Consider the following 16842-nt stretch of genomic DNA (forward strand, 5'->3'; position numbering starts at 1 on the left):
GGGGGGCGTGGGGGTGTCTCCCCCACAAGGAAAGGGATTCGTGGATCAGTATCTGACCGCAGACGACCTTGCCAAGACGCTTCGCCAGGACGTTCGCGAGGGGCTCACCGGCACACCGAAGACGCTGCCGCCCAAGTGGTTCTACGACGAGCGGGGCAGCGCGCTCTTCGAGGAGATCACCCGGCTCGCGGAGTACTACCCGACCCGGCGCGAACGCGAGATCCTCGTCGCGCGGGCACCCGAGATCGCCGCGGTGACGGGCGCGGAGACCCTGCTCGAACTCGGCGCGGGCTCGGGGGAGAAGACGCGGCTGCTGCTGGCCGCCCTGAGCCCCACGCTCCGCTCGTACGTGCCGGTGGACGTGAGCGGCGACTTCCTGGCCGAGGCCGCCGGGCAGATCGCCGCCGACCACCCGGGGCTGGCCGTGCGGCCCGTCGTCGCCGACTACGAGCAGCACCTGCGGCTGCTGCCCGCCGGCGAGCGGCGCCTGGTCGCGTTCCTCGGCGGCACGATCGGCAACATGCCGCCCGCGACCCGCGTCGGCTTCCTCGGCGGCGTGCGCGCGACGATGGGCGCCGACGACGCGCTGCTGCTGGGCGCCGACCTGGTCAAGGACGAGGAACGGCTCGTCCGGGCCTACGACGACGCGTCCGGGGTGACGGCGGAGTTCAACCGCAACGTGCTGCGCGTGATCAACCGTGAGCTCGGCGCCGACTTCGTGCCCGAGGCGTTCGAGCACGTCGCGCGGTGGGACGCCGGCGAGGAGTGGATCGAGATGCGGCTGCGCTCCACGCGCGACCAGACCGTCCGGGTGGGCGACCTCGACCTGGAGGTCGCGTTCGCCGCCGGGGAGGAGATGCGGACCGAGATCTCCGCCAAGTTCCGGCCCGAACGGCTGGAGGCCGAGCTGGACGCGGCCGGGCTCAAGCTCGCCGAGTTCTGGACCGACGAGGCGGGGGACTTCTCGCTCTCCCTCGCACGTCCCGCCTAGCTACTGCTTGCGGGTTACTGCTTGCGGCCGGGGTGCGCCAGGCCGAGGCGCTTGATGTCGTTCACCAGCCTGGTGGCCAGGTAGCGATGGCCCTCGATGGTCGGGTGCACCCCGTCCGCCTGGATGTACCCGGCCGCGTTGCCGGTGCCGGTGGCGCGGTTGCCGGTGATCCACTGTTCGGCGATCGGGTCGATGAACGGGACCTTGAGCTCCCGCGCCACGGCGCTGAGGGCGTCGCGGACCGCGAGCGCGGTCGTCGGCGGCGTGTCGTTCCCCCAGATCGGGCCGATCACCACCACCTGGGTGCCCGGCCAGCGCTGCTTGGCGCGGGCCAGCAGCTCCCGGGCGGCCTGCCCGGACTGCTCGGCGGGATACTTGCGGTCGTTGTGGCCGCCGGAAATGATCAGCAGGTCCGGGGCCGGGCGCCAGCCGAGCTGGCTCTCGAAGAGGGTCAGGAACGGCTGTCCGACCGACCGGGCCGTGCCCGAGCCGTTGGTGTGGCCGCCCTTCTGGCGGCGTGTGCCGTTGGCGACGAAGCCGGTGCCGGCCTTGCCCGCCGTGACCACCTGCCAGCCCAGCAGCCGTGCCGCCGCCGGCGCGTAGGTGGCCTCCGGCCTGCTGCCGCGTTCGCCCACCGTGTAGCTGTCGCCGAGGACCATCACGACCGGCGCGCCGCCGCCGGACCCGCCCCGCGCCTGGGACGCCTCGCGCCGGACGGAGTCGCCGCTGAACTCACCGCACGCGGTCGCCGGTAGGAGACCGAGGCACAGCGACATGAGCGCCGCGCCGCGGCGGGCGCGGCGAGATGACATGAAGGGACCACCAAAGTGTCTACGGGAAGGCGTCGCCGCATCTTATCGAGGAGCGGCATAACGCGGACCTAACGTTATGAGCATGGCGCTGGTGTGGTCTACGTCACCTCGTCACATACCTCGCGCGCGGTCCGTCATGTCGGTGACGAGACTCCGTCCCGGCGAGGAGGAATCATGGCGCCGTTCGTGTCCCAGATCGAGATCGCCCGTCCGGCGGACGAGGTGTTCGCCTACGTCACCGACCCCGCGCGGTTCCCCGAATGGCAGCACGACGTCGTGGACGTGCGGCTAGGCGCGGGGGAGACGTTCACGACCAGGCGCAGGATCGGGCGCCCGGAACGCACGATGACGCAGCGGGTCACGGTCAACGACCCGCCCCGCCGCTGGGCCGTGCGCGCTCTCGACGGCCCCGTCCGGCCGAACGCGGAGATCACCGTGGAGCCGCTCGGTGACCGTTCGCGCGTCACGTTCAGCCTCGACTTCGAGGGCCGCGGCATCGGCAGGCTGCTCGTGCCCCTCGTCGTCCGCCGCGGCGCCCGCAAAGGCGCCCCGGTCAGCTACAGGCGCCTGAAGGAACGGCTGGAGGGCGTCCGTCATACCCGGTGACGCTGAGTGCGCCGCTTCGGCGGCGCGGGCCGAGCCCGGTGTGCCAATCTGGTGTCCGGCCTGGTGTCCGTGACCGGTGGCCTGGATCGGTCGCGGACGGACGGCGTGCCGTCAGGTCCACGTCATAGGCTGGATTTCGAGGCTCAGCGACGGACCGCTCACCGGAGGCGAATCATTTCGGACGTGGTGCTGCCCGGGTCCCGTTCGGCACGCGAGCCCGACCGGGGCATCAAACGAGGCCGTCATGGCCTGACCCCGGAGACGGTGGCGGAAAACCAGCGTGACCGGCTGGTCGACGCCTTCGTGGAGGTGGTGGCCGAGCACGGCTACCCGCAGGCCACGATCAGCCGGATCACCTACGCGGCGGGCGTGACCAAGAAGGCGTTCTACGAGCATTTCGATGGCCGCGACGACTGTTTCCGCGTCGCCTACGAGCAGGGCACCGACCTGATCGTGGCTCGCGTGGAGGAGGCCCGCAAGCGGGCCGGGTCCTGGCCGGAGGGCGTGCTGGCGGCGATGCGGACGCTGCTGGAGACGCTGGCCGGGCAGCCGCGGTTCGCGCGGGTGGCGGTGGTCGAGATCAACTCGGCGTCGCCCGCCGTGCGGCGCGCGCGGACCCGCTGGCTGGAGGGTTTCCGGACCCTGCTGACCGATCCCGAGGCCGGTGTGGCGGGCGTCCCCGAGGCGGTGGCCGACGCGGTGATCGGCGGCGTCTACAGCGCCATCTACCTGAAGGTCGACGCCGACCGTGCGGCCGAGCTGCCGGAGCTGGTCTCCTCGCTCACGTATTTCGTGTTGCTTCCCCTGCTGGGTAAGGAGGGCGCCGCCCAGGAGCTGGCGCGGATGGGCCAAGCTCCCTGAGGGCGTCGCCGATGTCGGTGTAGGGCAGCAGCGTGAAGCACGTCATCGCCGGGAGCAGGCCGGGCAGCTCGGTCGTGCGGCCGGTGTCCACGTAGTCGTAGATCGTGCCGTAGATGCCGCCGATGATCGCGTCGCGGATGGCGTCCGGGATGCCCGGATGGCCGGGACACGCCAGGAACGCCCGGTATCCGGACATCGCCCGCAGCCGGGCGCGGCGGACCCGCGGCCCGGCCGAGGTGGCCTCGACGACCGACATCCGGGTGAACGCCGGAGCGCTCGCCATGACCTCGAACATGACCCGCAGCCCGGCCCGGATCCCGTCGTGCCAGGTCGGCTCCGCACGGTAGGCGTCGCTCACCCGGCCGTAGAGGACGCCGCAGCCGTACTCGTACGCGGCGAGGAAACAGTCCTCCAGGTCGCTGAAGCAGGCGTGGAAGGCCTGCTCGGGCAGCCGGGCCTCGGCGGCCACGGCGGCGGCGCTCGTCCGGGCGAAGCCCCGGTCGGCGGCCACCCTGACGAAGGCGTTGATGAGGCGAACGCGCCGGTCCGGCTCTTCCGGCATCCGGGCCTCCCGTCTGGCCGACCCCGTCCGATCACCCCGCCCACCCAAGCTAGCCCTCGGTGCTCGGTTGTGGCCAGGCTCGGTTGCGGGCCGGCGTCAGGCGGGCTCCGGCTGCGCCATTGGTCGCGGCTCGTCCAGGGGGCGCAGTTCGTCCGCGTAGCTCACCGAGACGCGGCGCATCACGCCGTCGTCGTCGATCGAGTACTGCCCGAGCCGCCAGAGCGGCGGCGAATAGGCGTGGATCGAGACGCTCGCCGCGTCCACGCCGACGAGCCGGTGGATGTGGTCTGCGCTGAACGAGAACGACGCTCCCTCGGGAATGACCGTCCTGACGTGGGCTCCGCCGATCCGCGGGTTGCACTCCTCCAGGGCGCCCGCGACCACCCGTACGGCTCCGGAGGAGACGTCGTGGTCGTGCCAGCCGGTGTCGTTCTCCGGGGTCCAGCACAGCAGCCAGACGTCCACGTACTCGTCGCGATGCAGTGAGGCGTAGTGCCGCTCCCCGTCGGAGAAGGCGACGTGCTGCCGCCAGAGTTCGGGCCGTTCGGCCAGATCGTCCACCAGCGCGCGCAGTTCGCGGCGGTCGAGCGGCCGGTCGGGCAGGTTCTCCAGACGCTGGTCTCCGAGACGCGTGGTGGTGCTCCGGACGCAGGTCGAGACCTCAGGCGGCATTGGTCGGCTCCTTTCCTAGCAATAGGCGGTGCGGGTTGGTCACGCGGAACGCGTGGTGCGCGGCCTCGCCAAGGGCGAGGTCGGCGGGTCCGGCGTACGGCCGGTCGGTGCCGTGCACGATCACGTCGACGCCGAGCGCGCGGACGGCGGCGTCGGCGGCGCGCGGCCCGTACGACGAGGTCTCGACGAACGCGCCGGGGTCGACCTCGCCCCGGCCGCCGCCCCGGGCGGCCAGCCGCTCGCCGTGCAGGGGCGCGAGGCCCGCGAGCATGGCGAAGCACACGCGCAGGCGGGGATGGCGCGGCCGGCCGAACGCGCGGAACGCGAACCAGGCGGCGTGCATCTGCTGGACGTACGGCACCAGCGCGGGCCACCACGCCGGTCCGGCGGCGGCGTCAGGCGCGGGACCGGGGTGGACGAGGAGGGGCAGGCCGCGCTCCTCCAGGACGTCGAGCAGCGGGCCGCAACGCTGGTATCCGGCGGCGTCGGCCAGCGCCGTGGCGGGCAGCTGGAGCCCGGCGAAGCCATGATCGAGATCGTCTGCGAGCCGTCCGGCGTCGATCTCCCGTACGGAGGCGGCGGCCCAGGAGCCGAACGGGTCGGGGAGCTCGGCGGCCCCTTCGTGGTAGGCGTCCAGCAGCGGCCGGGCCTCGCCCGCCGGAAGCCATTCGACGCCGAGCGGCGACGAGAGCGAGACCAGCGCGAGGTCGATCCCGTCGGCCTCGGCTTGGCCGGCCCGCACGGCCACGTCATGATCGGCCGGATTCACCTCGTAGGGCGGCTCGCCCGTCAGGTGCAGGGTCCACCCGTCCAGATACGGGGGCGTGCGACGCTCGCGGAGGGCCTCGACGAAGGGGGCGCTCCACAGATGCTGGTGCACGTCGATGTGTCGCATAGCTCCTGGAAGGGGTTACTGAACCGCATCAGTTAACCGTTTCAGTGAACCGGTTCAGTACCGATGTCGTCAAGTCGGATGCCCTGGAAACGACGGCCCGACCCCATAGGGTTGAGAGGTGCCGAGCAGGCGCAAGCGCGCGACGATCAGGGAAGTGGCGCAGGCGACCGGGTTGTCGCCTGCCGCCGTGTCGTACGCGCTGCGCGGCATCCAGACCTCCGAGGAGACCCAGGAACGCGTCCGCGCGGCGGCCCAGGAGCTCGGCTACGAGGCCCATCCGATCGCCCGTGCCCTGGCCAGCGGCCGCACCGGCATGGTCGGGCTGCTCTGCGGCTCGCTCGGCGACTACTGGCAGCAATCGCTCGCCGTCGGCATCGGCCGCGAGCTGCTCGCCCGCGACCGCTACGCCCTGATCGTCGACGCGGGCAACGACCCCGACCGCGAGCGGGTCCTCGCCCGCCAGCTGCGCGACCAGCGGGTGGACGGGCTGATCGTCCAGCCGCTCGACCCGTCCGCCGAGCTGTGGGCCGAGCTGGCCGAGACGATCCCGGTCGTGTCGATCGGCGACGCGCTGCGCGGCGACCACTCCCAGGGCGAGGTCGTCTTCGACAACCGGCGCGGCGTCACGCTCGCCCTGGAGCACCTGCACGCCCTCGGCCACCGCCGCGTGGCCGTCTTCAGCCCCACCCTCGCCAGCACCCCCGACCGGCCCGCCGACGTGCACGTCAACGCCGAGGCCGAGCGGCTGGGCCTGACCGTCGACCTCATCGTCGCCCCGCAGAGCCTGCCGGAGGCGACGGAGGTGGCGATCCGAGTCCTCGCCGGCCGCGACCGGCCCTCCGCCGTCTTCTGCTTCTCCGACTCGATCGCCTACGGGGTCTACGCGGCGACCCGCGAGCTCGGGCTCGCCGTCCCCGGCGACGTGGCCGTCTGCGGCTACGACAGCCATCCGATGTCGGCGCTGCTCACCCCGCCGCTGACCACCGTCGACTGGGACATCGACGGCATCGTGGCCGCCGCCGTCCGGCTGATCGTCGAGGTCATCGACGGCACCCCGCGCCACCGCCGCGTCGTCCGCGAGCCGGCCCTCCGCGTCCGCGCCTCCACCGGCCGGGGCGCGCCGGACCGCTAGGGACCTTGGGGAAGGAGCCTGGCGAGGTGCGGGAGCAGGTCGGCGGCCACGGCGATGTCGGCGTCCAGTGGGCGGTCCTCCATCCGCGGGTCGAGGACCCCGGTGGCCAGGTCGTGCGCCGCCTTCAACGGCCCGCCCGAGGGGATGCGGCCCTGCATGCGCAGCGCCCGGGTCGCCGCGACCAGCTCGCAGCCGAGGCCGATGCGGTACGCGGCGAGCGCGTCGGTCGTGGCCCGCGCCGACTGCGTGGAGAAGCCCGCGTGCTCCTCCACACCGCGCGACAACACCGCTCCGCCCAGGGCGGCCGGGGTCGCGAAGCGGCGGACGTCGGCCAGCGCGGAGTGCGCCACGTACTCCAGGACCATGATCCCGGAGGACGCCTCGGTGGCCGCCTGGAACGGCGGCAGCCCCGTGAACGACGGCTCGGTGAGCGTGCCGAGGCGCGCCGTGGAGAGGGCCATGGTCTGGAAGAGCGCCGCCCGGCACGCGTCGAGCGCCAGCCCGACGTAGGCCGTGTGGAAGTTGCCGTTGTGCCAGACCGTGCCGGCCGCCCGGTCGATCAGCGGATTCTCGGCCGCCGCGTTGATCTCCCGGGTGACCACGTTCTCGGCGTACGCGGCGCTCTCCACAGCGGGGCCGTGGACCTGCGGGAACGCGCGATATCCGTACGGGTCCTGGATGCGGCCTGGCGCGGGATGGTCGAACGCCAGCAGCGCGCGCATCGCCGTGGCGACCTCGGCCTGGCCCGGATGGGGGCATGCCTCGTGCACGCACGGCGCGTACGGCTCCTCCGACCCGCGTACCGCGAAGAGGGACAGGGCCGCGACGACCGTCGAGGCGCCGAGCAGCATGCGCAGGTCGGTCGCCGCCAGCGCCGCCTCGCCCAGCGTGGCCGCGTTCGAGCTGATGAACGCCAGCGCGTCGGCCGACCGCAGCCGGAAACCCGGCCCGCGCTCCTGCCCGCCGTCCGCGCCGGAGAGCCACGACCGCTCGCCGAGCAGGCACAGCGCGGTGGAGGCGAGCGCGGTGAGGTCGCCGGTGCCGATCGCCCCGTAGAGCGGCACGGGCGGCAGCAGCCCCAGATTGAGGACGTCGGCCAGCGGCTGCAGGACGCCGGGGTCCACGCCGGAGCCGCCGGCCGCGACCTGGTTGAGCCGGACGAGCAGCATCGCCCGGACGATCTCCGGGCTGACCAGCGGTCCCGCGCCCGCGGCATGGCTGCGCAGCAGGCGCAGGCCGTGCGCGTCGGCGTCCTCCCACTCGACGTCGACGACGCGGTTGGCCCCGACGCCGGTCGTACGGCCGTACACCGGGCGCACCGCGGCCACCTGGCGGGCGACCCGCCAGGCCTCCCCGGCGCGCTTGACCCCTTCGGCCGCCATGGAGACCGTCACGTCGCCGCGGGCCACCCGGGCCACCGTGCGACAGGTCAGCGTGGCGCCGTCGATAACGATTCGGCTGTCGTCCACGGACAAACGTTACTTTCCGTAGTATTCAGATCGGTATGCTTTGAAAGCGATGACCGGCCAGGCCGGGACATTGGGCCGAGGATAACGATTGACTACTGTGGGGTAGAGGCCGAGTCCGATCTTCATCATCCACACCACGAGCTGAACGACGGCGTTGTACAGGCGCCCGACGAGGACGTGATGATCACCTTTGAGGGCGTGACCAAGCGCTATCCGGACGGCACCGTCGCCGTCGACCATCTCGATCTTGAGATCGCCGCCGGGCGGATCACCGTGCTGGTCGGGCCGTCCGGCTGCGGCAAGACCACCTCGCTCCGCATGATCAACCGCATGGTCGACGCCACCGAGGGCGTCGTCGCGGTGGACGGCAGGAACGTGCGCGAGATCGACCCGCCCACGCTGCGCCGCGGCATCGGCTACGTGATCCAGCAGGCGGGCCTCTTCCCGCACCGCACGATCATCGACAACATCGCGACCGTGCCGTTCCTGCTCGGCTGGGACAAGAAGAAGGCCCGCGCCAGGTCGCAGGAGCTGATGGACCGCGTGGGGCTCGATCCCAAGCTGGCCCGGCGCTACCCGGCCCAGCTGTCGGGCGGGCAGCAGCAGCGCGTGGGCGTGGCCCGGGCACTCGCCGCCGACCCGCCGATCATGCTGATGGACGAGCCGTTCAGCGCGGTCGACCCGATCGTGCGGGCGGGCCTGCAGGACGAGTTCCTCCGGCTGCAGAACGAGCTGGAGAAGACGATCGTCTTCGTCACCCACGACATCGACGAGGCGATCAAACTCGGGCACAAGATCGCGGTCTTCCAGGTCGGCGGCAGGCTCGCGCAGTACGCCACGCCCCAGGAGCTCCTCGACGCCCCGGCCGACGACTTCGTCCGCGACTTCCTCGGCGGTGAGCGCGGCATCAAGCGGCTGCGCTTCTTCCAGGAGCTCGACGCCGAGGAGGCCGCCGAGCGGCGCGCCGAGACCCGCCCGGCGGCGGAGCGGTGAGCCCGATGGACGCGCCGCTGGCGATCGGCGACGGCGAGCCCCTGATCCGCTGGGACTGGATCACGCGCAACTGGAACGACGACATCATGGAGGGGCTCAAGGAGCACCTGATCCTGTCGTTCACCCCCATCCTCCTGGGCTTTGTGATCGCGCTGCCGCTGGGCATCGCGTGCGCCCGGTGGCGGCGGTTCTACCCGCCGGTGCTGGCGGTCACCAGCGTGCTGTACGCGCTGCCCGCCATCGCGCTCTTCGTGGTGCTGGTCGCCTTCACCGGGCTGACCTACACCACGGTGATCATCCCGTTGACCCTCTACACGCTCTCGGTGCTCGTGCCGAGCGTCGTGGACGGCCTCGGCTCGGTGCCCGACCACGTGCGCAAGTCCGCCACCGCCATGGGCTTCGGCGATACCCGGCGGATGGTGCAGGTCGAGCTGCCGATCGCCATCCCGGTCGTGATGGCCGGGCTGCGGGTCGCCACGGTCTCCAACATCAGCCTGGTCAGCGTCGGCGCGATGATCGGCATCGGCGGGCTGGGCGAGCTGTTCACCGACGGCCTGCGGCGCGACTTCCCGACCCCGCTCGTCGTGGGGATCGTCCTCATCATCGCGCTGGCGTTCGTCTCCGACCTGGTGCTCCTGGTGATCCAGCGGCTCCTCACCCCGTGGGAACGCACCCAGGGCATCCGGCGCAAGACGCAGGACCAGGCCCTGATGCCCGGTGGAGGTACGGCGTGAACGCGATCCTCAACGCGCTGAAGTGGTTCGGCGAGTCCGAGCAGTGGACCGGCGTCGACGGCATCCCGCACCGGCTGCTCGAACACCTGTGGTACTCGCTGCTCGCGTTCGCCCTCACCGTCCTGATCGCGCTGCCGCTCGGCCTGCTGCTGGGGCACGTGCGCCAGGGGCGGTTCGCGGTGGTCAGCGGCTTCCTGGTGACCTCCTCGGCCAACGCGGCGCGGGCCCTGCCGACGCTCGGCCTGCTCATCCTGGCGGTGATCCTCACCTCCGCGGGCGACCTGGTCCCCATCCTCATCCCGCTGATCGTCCTCGCGGTCCCGCCCGTCCTGGTCAACGCCTACGCGGGCGTCCAGCAGGTCGAGCCGGGCCTGCGCGACGCGGCGGAGGGCATGGGCATGACCGCCCGGCAGGTCATCCTGCGGCTGGAGCTGCCGGTGGCGCTCCCGCTGGTCCTGCTGGGCCTGCGCACGGCCGCGATCCAGATCGTGTCCACCGCCACGCTGGCGGCCTACGTCGGCCTGGGCGGCTTCGGTCGCTACATCGTCGACGGCTACGCCCGCCAGGAGTACGACCGGATGGCGGGCGGAGCCATCCTGGTCGCCGTGCTCGCGGTGCTCATCCAGGTCGTCTTCACGGCGCTGCGCCGCTTCGTCGTCTCGCCGGGGACCCGGCTCCAGTACGCCGGGTCCTGATCACGGCATCGAACGGGCTCTGTGAGGCCCTTGAGGAAGGAACGAGATATGTCCCGGTTCATTCGAGGCGCCGCGGTCGCCCTGGCCGCCACGCTCGCGCTCGCCGCGTGCGGCGACAGCGGTGGCGACGACCCGCTCAAGGGCGGTGACAAGGGCGGCGCCGGAGGGACCATCACGGTCGGCTCCGCCGACTTCGGCGAGAGCGAGCTCATCGGCGAGCTCTACGCGCAGGCCATGGAGGCCAAGGGCGTCAAGGTCGAGCGCAAGTTCAAGATCGGTGCCCGTGAGGTCTACTACGGCCAGGTCGAGAGCGGCGCGATCCAGGTGTTCCCTGAGTACAACGGCGCGCTCCTGGCGCGGGTCGACAAGAGCAACCCCGCGTCCACGACCGAGGAGGTGGACGCCGCGCTCAAGGCCAAGCTGCCGGCCACGCTGGAGATCCTCAACCCCTCCAAGGCCGAGGACAAGGACGCCCTCGTGGTGACCGCCGACACCGCGAGCAAGAACAAGCTCAAGACCATCGAGGACCTCAAGCCGGTCGCGACGAACATGGTCGTCGGCGGCCCGCCGGAGTTCAAGACCCGCCAGCAGGGCATGGTCGGGCTGGAGAAGGTCTACGGCCTGAAGTTCAAGCAGTTCAAGTCCCTGGACACCGGGCCGATCACCCTGTCCAACCTCACCAAGGGACAGATCCAGGCCGCCAACCTCTTCACCACCAACCCGTCCATCGCCAAGCAGAAGCTGGTCGTGCTGGAGGACCCCAAGAACGTCTTCGGCGCCCAGAACGTCCTGCCGCTCGTCTACAAGTCCAAGGTGAACGAGACCGCCCGGGCCGCGCTCAACGCGGTCTCGGCCAAGCTCACCACCCAGGACCTGCTCGACATGAACGGCAAGATGGAGACCGAGAAGGCCGACCCCGAGGACGTCGCCAAGGACTGGCTCCAGAAGTCGGGCCTCATTTAATTGCTTTCACGACTTCAGCCCCGAGCCTGGCGGCTCGGGGCTGAATCGTGCAAGCGGCGAGCGCGACATCGCTTCGCGATCTTCGCGTGAAGCTTCGCCTGGCGGCTCGCTCCAGCTCAGTCAGCGCGCTCGCGGTGGCTGGTGTTCATACCCGCCGGGGCATGGCCGCCCAGGCGGGCCGTGAGGTCGGCGGCGGTGGTGCGGATGCGGGTTGCTAGCTGCGGCCAGGTGTCCTCGGGGCGCTTCTCCCGGCGGAACGTGACGGTGATCGCCGCGGTGGGGTGGCCGGTGTGGTCGAACGAGCAGGCGGCGATGCTCGCGAAGCCCTCGGTGACGTAGCCGTCCTCGACCGACCAGCCGCGCCGGGCCTCCTCGGCGAGCTCGCGGCGGAGCTCTCGGAGGGACGACGGGCCTTGGCCCGTGCGGTCGACGAACGGGCCGGGGAAGAGGGCACGGACCTGGGCGGCGGGCAGGTGGGCCAGCATTGACCGGCCGCTGGCGGTCAGCTGTGCTGGGATTCGCACGCCTACGTCGGTGACGAGGGTCGCGTGCCGTCGTGGTTGTTCTTTCAGCAGGTAGAGGGTCTCGGCGCCGTGCAGGACGCCGAGCTGGGCGATCTCGCCGAGGCTGTCGACCAGCCGGCGCAGCAGCGGGCGGGCCAGGCGTTCGAGCGGGCCGTGGCGCAGGTAGGCCGAGCCGACCTCGAACGCGCCGACGCCCAGCCCCCAGCGGCGTTCCTCGGGCAGGTAGGAGACGAAACCGTCCTCGGCCATGGCTGTGAGCAGGTGATACGTGCTCGATCGGGGCAGGCCGAGGGAACGGGCGATCGTTGAGGCCGGGAGGGGGCCGGCGGAACCGGCGAGCAGGCGCAGCACGGCCAGGGCGCGGCGAGCGGCGGGCACCTGAGACATGGGCCCATTGTCTCGCATTTCAGACACATCGGCCCAAGGGGCCCTAGGGGGGCGGCGATCCACGCGATCCAATGGTGGGTATGAGTTTCGGCATGGGGGACACGAACATCGAGGTCGGACCGGAACCTCTGGCCTTCGATCAGGTCGTGGCGGTGGCCCGCGACGGCGCACCGGTCACGCTCACCGGCGACGCGCTCAAGGGCATGGCGGCCACCCGGTCGCACATCGACGAGCTTTCGGCGCGGCCCACGCCCGTCTACGGCGTCTCCACCGGCTTCGGCGCGCTGGCCACCCGGCACATCGCGCCCGAACTGCGGGCGAAGCTCCAGCTCAACATCGTGCGTTCACACGCGGCCGGGTCGGGCCCGGAGGTCGAGCGCGAGGTCGTCCGGGCGATGATGCTGCTGAGGCTGCGCACGCTGGCGTCCGGCCGGACCGGCGTGCGGCCGGCCACCGCCCAGGCGCTGGCGGCGCTGCTGAACGCGGGCATCACGCCGATCGTGCACGAGCACGGCAGCCTGGGCTGTTCCGGAGACCTTGCCCCGCTCGCCCATGTCGCGCTGGCCCTGATCGGCGAGGGCATGGTGCGGGACGCCCAAGGCGAGCTGCGGCCCGCCGCCGACGCGCTGGCCGAGGCCGGGATCTCCCCGGTCGCGCTCGGTGAGAAGGAGGGCCTCGCGCTGCTCAACGGCACCGACGGCATGCTCGGCATGCTGGTGCTCGCGATCCGCGACCTGCACCGCCTGCTCACCGCCGCCGACGTGGCCGCCGCGATGACCGTCGAGGCACTGCTCGGCACCGACCGCGTCTTCGCCGCCGATCTGCAGGACCTGCGCCCCCACCCGGGCCAGGCCGTCTCGGCCGCCAACCTGCGCGCCCTGCTCGACGACTCGGAGATCATGGAGTCGCACCGCGGCCCGGACTGCACCCGCGTCCAGGACGCGTACTCGCTGCGCTGCTCCCCGCAGGTCCACGGCGCCGCCCGCGACACCCTCGCGCACGCCGAGCTGGTCGCCTCGCGCGAGCTGGCCTCCGCCGTGGACAACCCGGTGGTCCTGCCCGACGGCCGCGTGGAGTCCAACGGCAACTTCCACGGCGCCCCCGTCGCGTATGTACTGGACTTCCTGGCCATCCCGTCGGCCGACGTCGCCTCGATGTCCGAGCGCCGCACCGACCGCATGCTCGACAAGGCCCGCTCGTTCGGCCTGCCGCCGTTCCTGGCCGATGACCCCGGCGTCGACTCCGGCCACATGATCGCCCAGTACACGCAGGCCGCGATCGTCTCGGAGCTGAAGCGGCTGGCCGCCCCCGCCAGCGCCGACTCGATCCCCAGCTCTGCGATGCAGGAGGACCACGTCTCGATGGGCTGGAACTCGGCGCGCAAGCTGCGCCGGGTCGTCGACGGGCTCGCCCAGGTCGTCGCCGTCGAGATCCTCACCGCCGCCCGCGCCCTCGACCTGCGCACACCGCTGCGGCCCGGTCCCGCGACCGGCGCCGTGGTCGCCCGGCTGCGCGAACGGGTCCCCGGCCCCGGCCCCGACCGGTACCTGGCACCCGAGATCGCGGCCGCCACCGAACTCGTCCGCGACGGCGCCATCGTCGCCGCCGCCGAAACCGTCACCGGCCCGCTCTCCTGAGCTTCCCCACCTGGAATAGGAGCACCCGCATGTCTGGTCCTCGCCCTGTGCGCGCACCGCGCGGCACCTCACTGACCGCCGCGAAGGGGTGGCCGCAGGAGGCCGCGCTGCGCATGATCCAGAACAACCTCGATCCCGAGGTGGCCGAGCACCCCGATGAGCTCGTCGTCTACGGCGGGACCGGGAAGGCCGCGCGCGACTGGAACTCCTTCGACGGCATCGTCCGCTCGCTGAGCGGGCTGGAGGGCGACGAGACGCTGCTCGTCCAGTCCGGGAAGCCGGTCGGGATCTTCCGTACGCACGAGTGGGCGCCGCGGGTGCTCATCGCCAACTCCAACCTGGTGCCGCAGTGGGCGACGTGGGAGGAGTTCCGGCGGCTGGAGTCGCTCGGGCTCACGATGTACGGCCAGATGACCGCCGGATCGTGGATCTACATCGGCACCCAGGGCATCCTGCAGGGCACGTACGAGACGTTCGCCGCCGTGGCCGCCAAGCGCTTCGGCGGCTCGCTGGCCGGGACGATCACGCTGACCGCCGGGCTCGGCGGCATGGGCGGCGCCCAGCCGCTGGCCGTCACCATGAACGGCGGTGTCGCCATCTGCGTCGAGTGCGACCCGTCCCGCATCGACCGCCGTGTGGCGCACCGCTACTGCGACGTGCGGGCCGACTCGCTGGACGAGGCGCTCCGGCTCGCGGAGGAGGCCAAGGCGGCCCGCCGCCCGCTGTCGATCGGCGTGCTCGGCAACGCCGCCGACCTCGTGCCCGAGCTGCTGCGCCGCGGCGCCCCGATCGACATCGTCACCGACCAGACCAGCGCGCACGACCCGCTGATGTACCTGCCGCGCGGCGTGGCGTTCGAGGACATGGTCGCCGCCCGCGACAAGGACCCCGAGGGCTTCATCGCCAAGGCCCGCGAGTCGATGGCCGTGCACGTGGAGGCCATGGTCGGCTTCCAGGACGCGGGCGCCGAGGTGTTCGACTACGGCAACTCGATCCGCGGCGAGGCGCAGCTGCACGGCTACGCCAGGGCCTTCGACTTCCCGGGCTTCGTGCCCGCCTACATCCGGCCGCTGTTCTGCGAGGGCAAGGGCCCGTTCCGCTGGGCCGCGCTGTCCGGTGACCCCAAGGACATCGCCCGCACCGACCGGGCGATCCTGGAGCTGTTCCCCGACAACGAGCCGCTGACCCGGTGGATCAAGATGGCGGGGGAGAAGGTGCACTTCCAGGGCCTGCCGTCCCGCATCTGCTGGCTCGGCTACGGCGAACGCGACAAGGCGGGCGAGGTCTTCAACGACCTCGTCGCGCGCGGCGAGATCAGCGCGCCGATCGTGCTCGGCCGCGACCACCTCGACACCGGCTCGGTCGCCTCGCCCTACCGCGAGACCGAGGGCATGCTCGACGGCTCCGACGCGATCGCCGACTGGCCGCTGCTGAACGCGATGCTCAACACCTCGTCGGGCGCCACCTGGGTCTCGATCCACCACGGCGGCGGCGTGGGCATCGGCCGTTCGATCCACTCCGGGCAGGTCTGCGTGGCCGACGGCACGGCGCTGGCGGGCGAGAAGCTCCAGCGCGTCCTGACCAACGACCCGGGCTCGGGCGTGATGCGGCACGCGGACGCGGGCTACGACCGCGCCAAGGAGGTCGCCGCCGAACAGGGCATCCGCGTCCCGATGTCCGAGATCTGATCAACCGGGGAGAACCGTGAGCTTCGAGGAGATGTGGGCGGCACTGCTGCCGGTCGGGCGCGATCCCGAGGGCGGTGGTTACCGGCGGTTCGTGTGGACCGCGCCCGAGCTGGAGTGCCGTGCATGGTTCCTCGACGAGGCGCGCGGGCGTGATCTGGAGGTCGAACGCGACCGCAACGGCAACCTCTTCGCCTGGTGGTATCCCGACGGCGTCGACCGCTCTGCCAAGGGCGTGCTGACGGGCAGTCACCTGGACTCGGTGCCCGGCGGCGGCGCGTTCGACGGCCCGCTCGGCGTCGTGTCCGCGTTCGCCGCCGTCGACCGGCTGCGCGAACGCGGCGCACGGCCGGACCGGCCGATCGGGATCGGCGTCTTCGCCGAGGAGGAGGGCGCGCGGTTCGGCGTCGCCTGCCTGGGCTCGCGGCTGCTCAGCGGTGCCATCGACCCCGCCCGGGCCAGGGGCCTCACCGACGCGGACGGCCGGTCGTTCGCCGAGGTGGCCGCCGAGCACGGCATCGACCCCGACACGATCGGCCCGGACGAGGAGCTGCTCGGCCGGATCGGCTGCTACGTCGAGCTCCACGTAGAGCAGGGGCGTGCGTTGGCCGATCCGGTCGGGGCTGCCAGCTCGATCGTCCCGCACGGGCGGTGGCGGTTCGACTTCGCCGGGGAGGGCAACCACGCGGGCACCACCCGGCTGGCCGACCGGCACGACCCGATGCTCGCGTTCGCCTGGATGGTGCTCGCCGCCCGCAGCGCTGCCGAACGCCACGGGACCGTCGCCACGGTCGGCAAGGTGGACGTGACGCCCGGCGGGGTCAACGCCATCCCGTCCCACGTCGCCGCCTGGCTCGACAGCCGAGGCCCGTTCGAGGACGTCGTCCGGCGCACGGTGGCGGAGGTCCACGAGGCGGCGCGGGCCCGGGCCGCGGCGCACGGGGTGACCGTGGAGCTGGCCGAGGAGTCCTACACCGAGGTCGTCGACTTCAACCTCGACCTGCGTGACCGGGTGGTCAAGGCACTCGGCGGCGTGCCCGTCCTGCCGACGGGCGCCGGGCACGACGCGGGCATCCTGGCGGCGCGCGTACCGACCGCGATGTTGTTCGTGCGCAATCCGACCGGTGTGTCCCACGCGCCCTCGGAGTACGCCGAGGAGGACGACTGCCTGGCCGGAGTTGAGGCCCTCGCGACCGTACTCAACGACCTTGCTTGCGGGTAGAG

General features: G+C 72.1%; 16 protein-coding genes and 1 pseudogene. 11 read left to right on the forward strand and 6 right to left on the reverse strand.

What is annotated here, in order from left to right; translation table 11 throughout:
• The first annotated feature begins 40 nt into the window (after window positions 1-40).
• Window positions 41-991 (forward strand): L-histidine N(alpha)-methyltransferase, encoded by a 951-nt coding sequence (gene egtD / locus ABD333_RS00265; protein ID WP_344536511.1) that lies wholly within the window; start codon window positions 41-43, stop codon window positions 989-991.
• A 14-nt stretch (window positions 992-1005) separates the two neighbouring features.
• Here egtD and ABD333_RS00270 read toward each other — a convergent pair whose 3' ends face one another.
• The gene (locus ABD333_RS00270) at window positions 1006-1803 is read right to left on the reverse strand and encodes an SGNH/GDSL hydrolase family protein (RefSeq protein WP_344536513.1); all 798 of its coding nucleotides are present in this window, start codon (window positions 1801-1803) and stop codon (window positions 1006-1008) included.
• A gap of 174 nt (window positions 1804-1977) precedes the next feature.
• Between ABD333_RS00270 and ABD333_RS00275 the strand changes: the two genes are divergently transcribed.
• Window positions 1978-2409 (forward strand): SRPBCC family protein, encoded by a 432-nt coding sequence (locus tag ABD333_RS00275; protein WP_344536514.1) that lies wholly within the window; start codon window positions 1978-1980, stop codon window positions 2407-2409.
• A 183-nt stretch (window positions 2410-2592) separates the two neighbouring features.
• The gene (locus ABD333_RS00280) at window positions 2593-3270 is read left to right on the forward strand and encodes a TetR/AcrR family transcriptional regulator (RefSeq protein WP_344536515.1); all 678 of its coding nucleotides are present in this window, start codon (window positions 2593-2595) and stop codon (window positions 3268-3270) included.
• Here ABD333_RS00280 and ABD333_RS00285 read toward each other — a convergent pair.
• From ABD333_RS00285 to ABD333_RS00295, 3 genes are all read right to left on the reverse strand, one after another.
• Window positions 3191-3832 (reverse strand): TetR/AcrR family transcriptional regulator, encoded by a 642-nt coding sequence (locus tag ABD333_RS00285; RefSeq protein WP_344536517.1) that lies wholly within the window; start codon window positions 3830-3832, stop codon window positions 3191-3193. The genes ABD333_RS00280 and ABD333_RS00285 overlap by 80 nt on opposite strands.
• A 96-nt stretch (window positions 3833-3928) precedes the next feature.
• Entirely contained in the window at window positions 3929-4504 is a 576-nt protein-coding gene (locus ABD333_RS00290) for a cysteine dioxygenase (RefSeq protein WP_344536518.1), read from the reverse strand.
• The gene (locus ABD333_RS00295; RefSeq protein WP_344536520.1) at window positions 4494-5399 is read right to left on the reverse strand and encodes an amidohydrolase family protein; all 906 of its coding nucleotides are present in this window, start codon (window positions 5397-5399) and stop codon (window positions 4494-4496) included. The genes ABD333_RS00290 and ABD333_RS00295 overlap by 11 nt, the downstream gene beginning before the upstream one ends.
• 118 nt (window positions 5400-5517) lie before the next feature.
• Between ABD333_RS00295 and ABD333_RS00300 the strand changes: the two genes are divergently transcribed.
• Window positions 5518-6531 carry a LacI family DNA-binding transcriptional regulator gene (locus ABD333_RS00300; protein WP_344536521.1) on the forward strand — a complete coding sequence of 338 codons (1014 nt, stop codon included), beginning with the start codon at window positions 5518-5520 and terminating at the stop codon, window positions 6529-6531.
• Here ABD333_RS00300 and ABD333_RS00305 read toward each other — a convergent pair.
• Window positions 6528-8000, reverse strand: a complete 1473-nt coding sequence (locus ABD333_RS00305) for an aromatic amino acid ammonia-lyase (RefSeq protein WP_344536523.1) — start codon at window positions 7998-8000, stop codon at window positions 6528-6530. The two genes, ABD333_RS00300 and ABD333_RS00305, sit on opposite strands and share 4 nt — an antisense overlap.
• A 180-nt stretch (window positions 8001-8180) precedes the next feature.
• Here ABD333_RS00305 and ABD333_RS00310 point away from each other — a divergent pair.
• The 4 genes and pseudogenes from ABD333_RS00310 to ABD333_RS00325 form a co-directional block, all read left to right on the forward strand.
• Window positions 8181-8927 (forward strand): annotated as a pseudogene (locus ABD333_RS00310) (ABC transporter ATP-binding protein); the annotation flags it as partial.
• A gap of 71 nt (window positions 8928-8998) precedes the next feature.
• Window positions 8999-9727 carry an ABC transporter permease gene (locus ABD333_RS00315; RefSeq protein ID WP_344536525.1) on the forward strand — a complete coding sequence of 243 codons (729 nt, stop codon included), beginning with the start codon at window positions 8999-9001 and terminating at the stop codon, window positions 9725-9727.
• Window positions 9724-10422 carry an ABC transporter permease gene (locus tag ABD333_RS00320; RefSeq protein WP_344536527.1) on the forward strand — a complete coding sequence of 233 codons (699 nt, stop codon included), beginning with the start codon at window positions 9724-9726 and terminating at the stop codon, window positions 10420-10422. Before ABD333_RS00315 ends, ABD333_RS00320 begins: the two co-directional genes overlap by 4 nt.
• Window positions 10423-10470: 48 nt before the next feature.
• Window positions 10471-11385: an ABC transporter substrate-binding protein gene (locus ABD333_RS00325; RefSeq protein ID WP_344536529.1), complete on the forward strand. Its 915-nt coding sequence runs from the start codon at window positions 10471-10473 to the stop codon at window positions 11383-11385.
• Window positions 11386-11501: 116 nt separating this feature from the next.
• On the opposite strand, the gene ABD333_RS00330 is transcribed toward ABD333_RS00325, so the two are convergent.
• On the reverse strand, window positions 11502-12296 hold the full coding sequence (locus ABD333_RS00330) for an IclR family transcriptional regulator (RefSeq protein WP_344536531.1): 795 nt from the start codon (window positions 12294-12296) through the stop codon (window positions 11502-11504).
• Window positions 12297-12388: 92 nt separating this feature from the next.
• Between ABD333_RS00330 and hutH the strand changes: the two genes are divergently transcribed.
• The 3 genes from hutH to ABD333_RS00345 are packed head-to-tail and all read left to right on the forward strand — an operon-like array spanning window position 12389 to window position 16840.
• Entirely contained in the window at window positions 12389-13933 is a 1545-nt protein-coding gene (hutH, locus tag ABD333_RS00335) for a histidine ammonia-lyase (RefSeq protein ID WP_344536533.1), read from the forward strand.
• Window positions 13934-13962: 29 nt separating this feature from the next.
• A complete protein-coding gene (gene hutU / locus ABD333_RS00340) occupies window positions 13963-15621 on the forward strand; it encodes a urocanate hydratase (protein WP_344536535.1) in 1659 nt (552 codons plus the stop codon).
• A 16-nt stretch (window positions 15622-15637) separates the two neighbouring features.
• Window positions 15638-16840, forward strand: a complete 1203-nt coding sequence (locus tag ABD333_RS00345) for an allantoate amidohydrolase (RefSeq protein WP_344536537.1) — start codon at window positions 15638-15640, stop codon at window positions 16838-16840.
• The last annotated feature ends 2 nt before the right edge of the window (window positions 16841-16842 follow it).

The sequence above is a fragment of the Actinomadura fulvescens genome, from assembly GCF_039533225.1.
GTDB classification, from domain to species: domain Bacteria; phylum Actinomycetota; class Actinomycetes; order Streptosporangiales; family Streptosporangiaceae; genus Spirillospora; species Spirillospora fulvescens.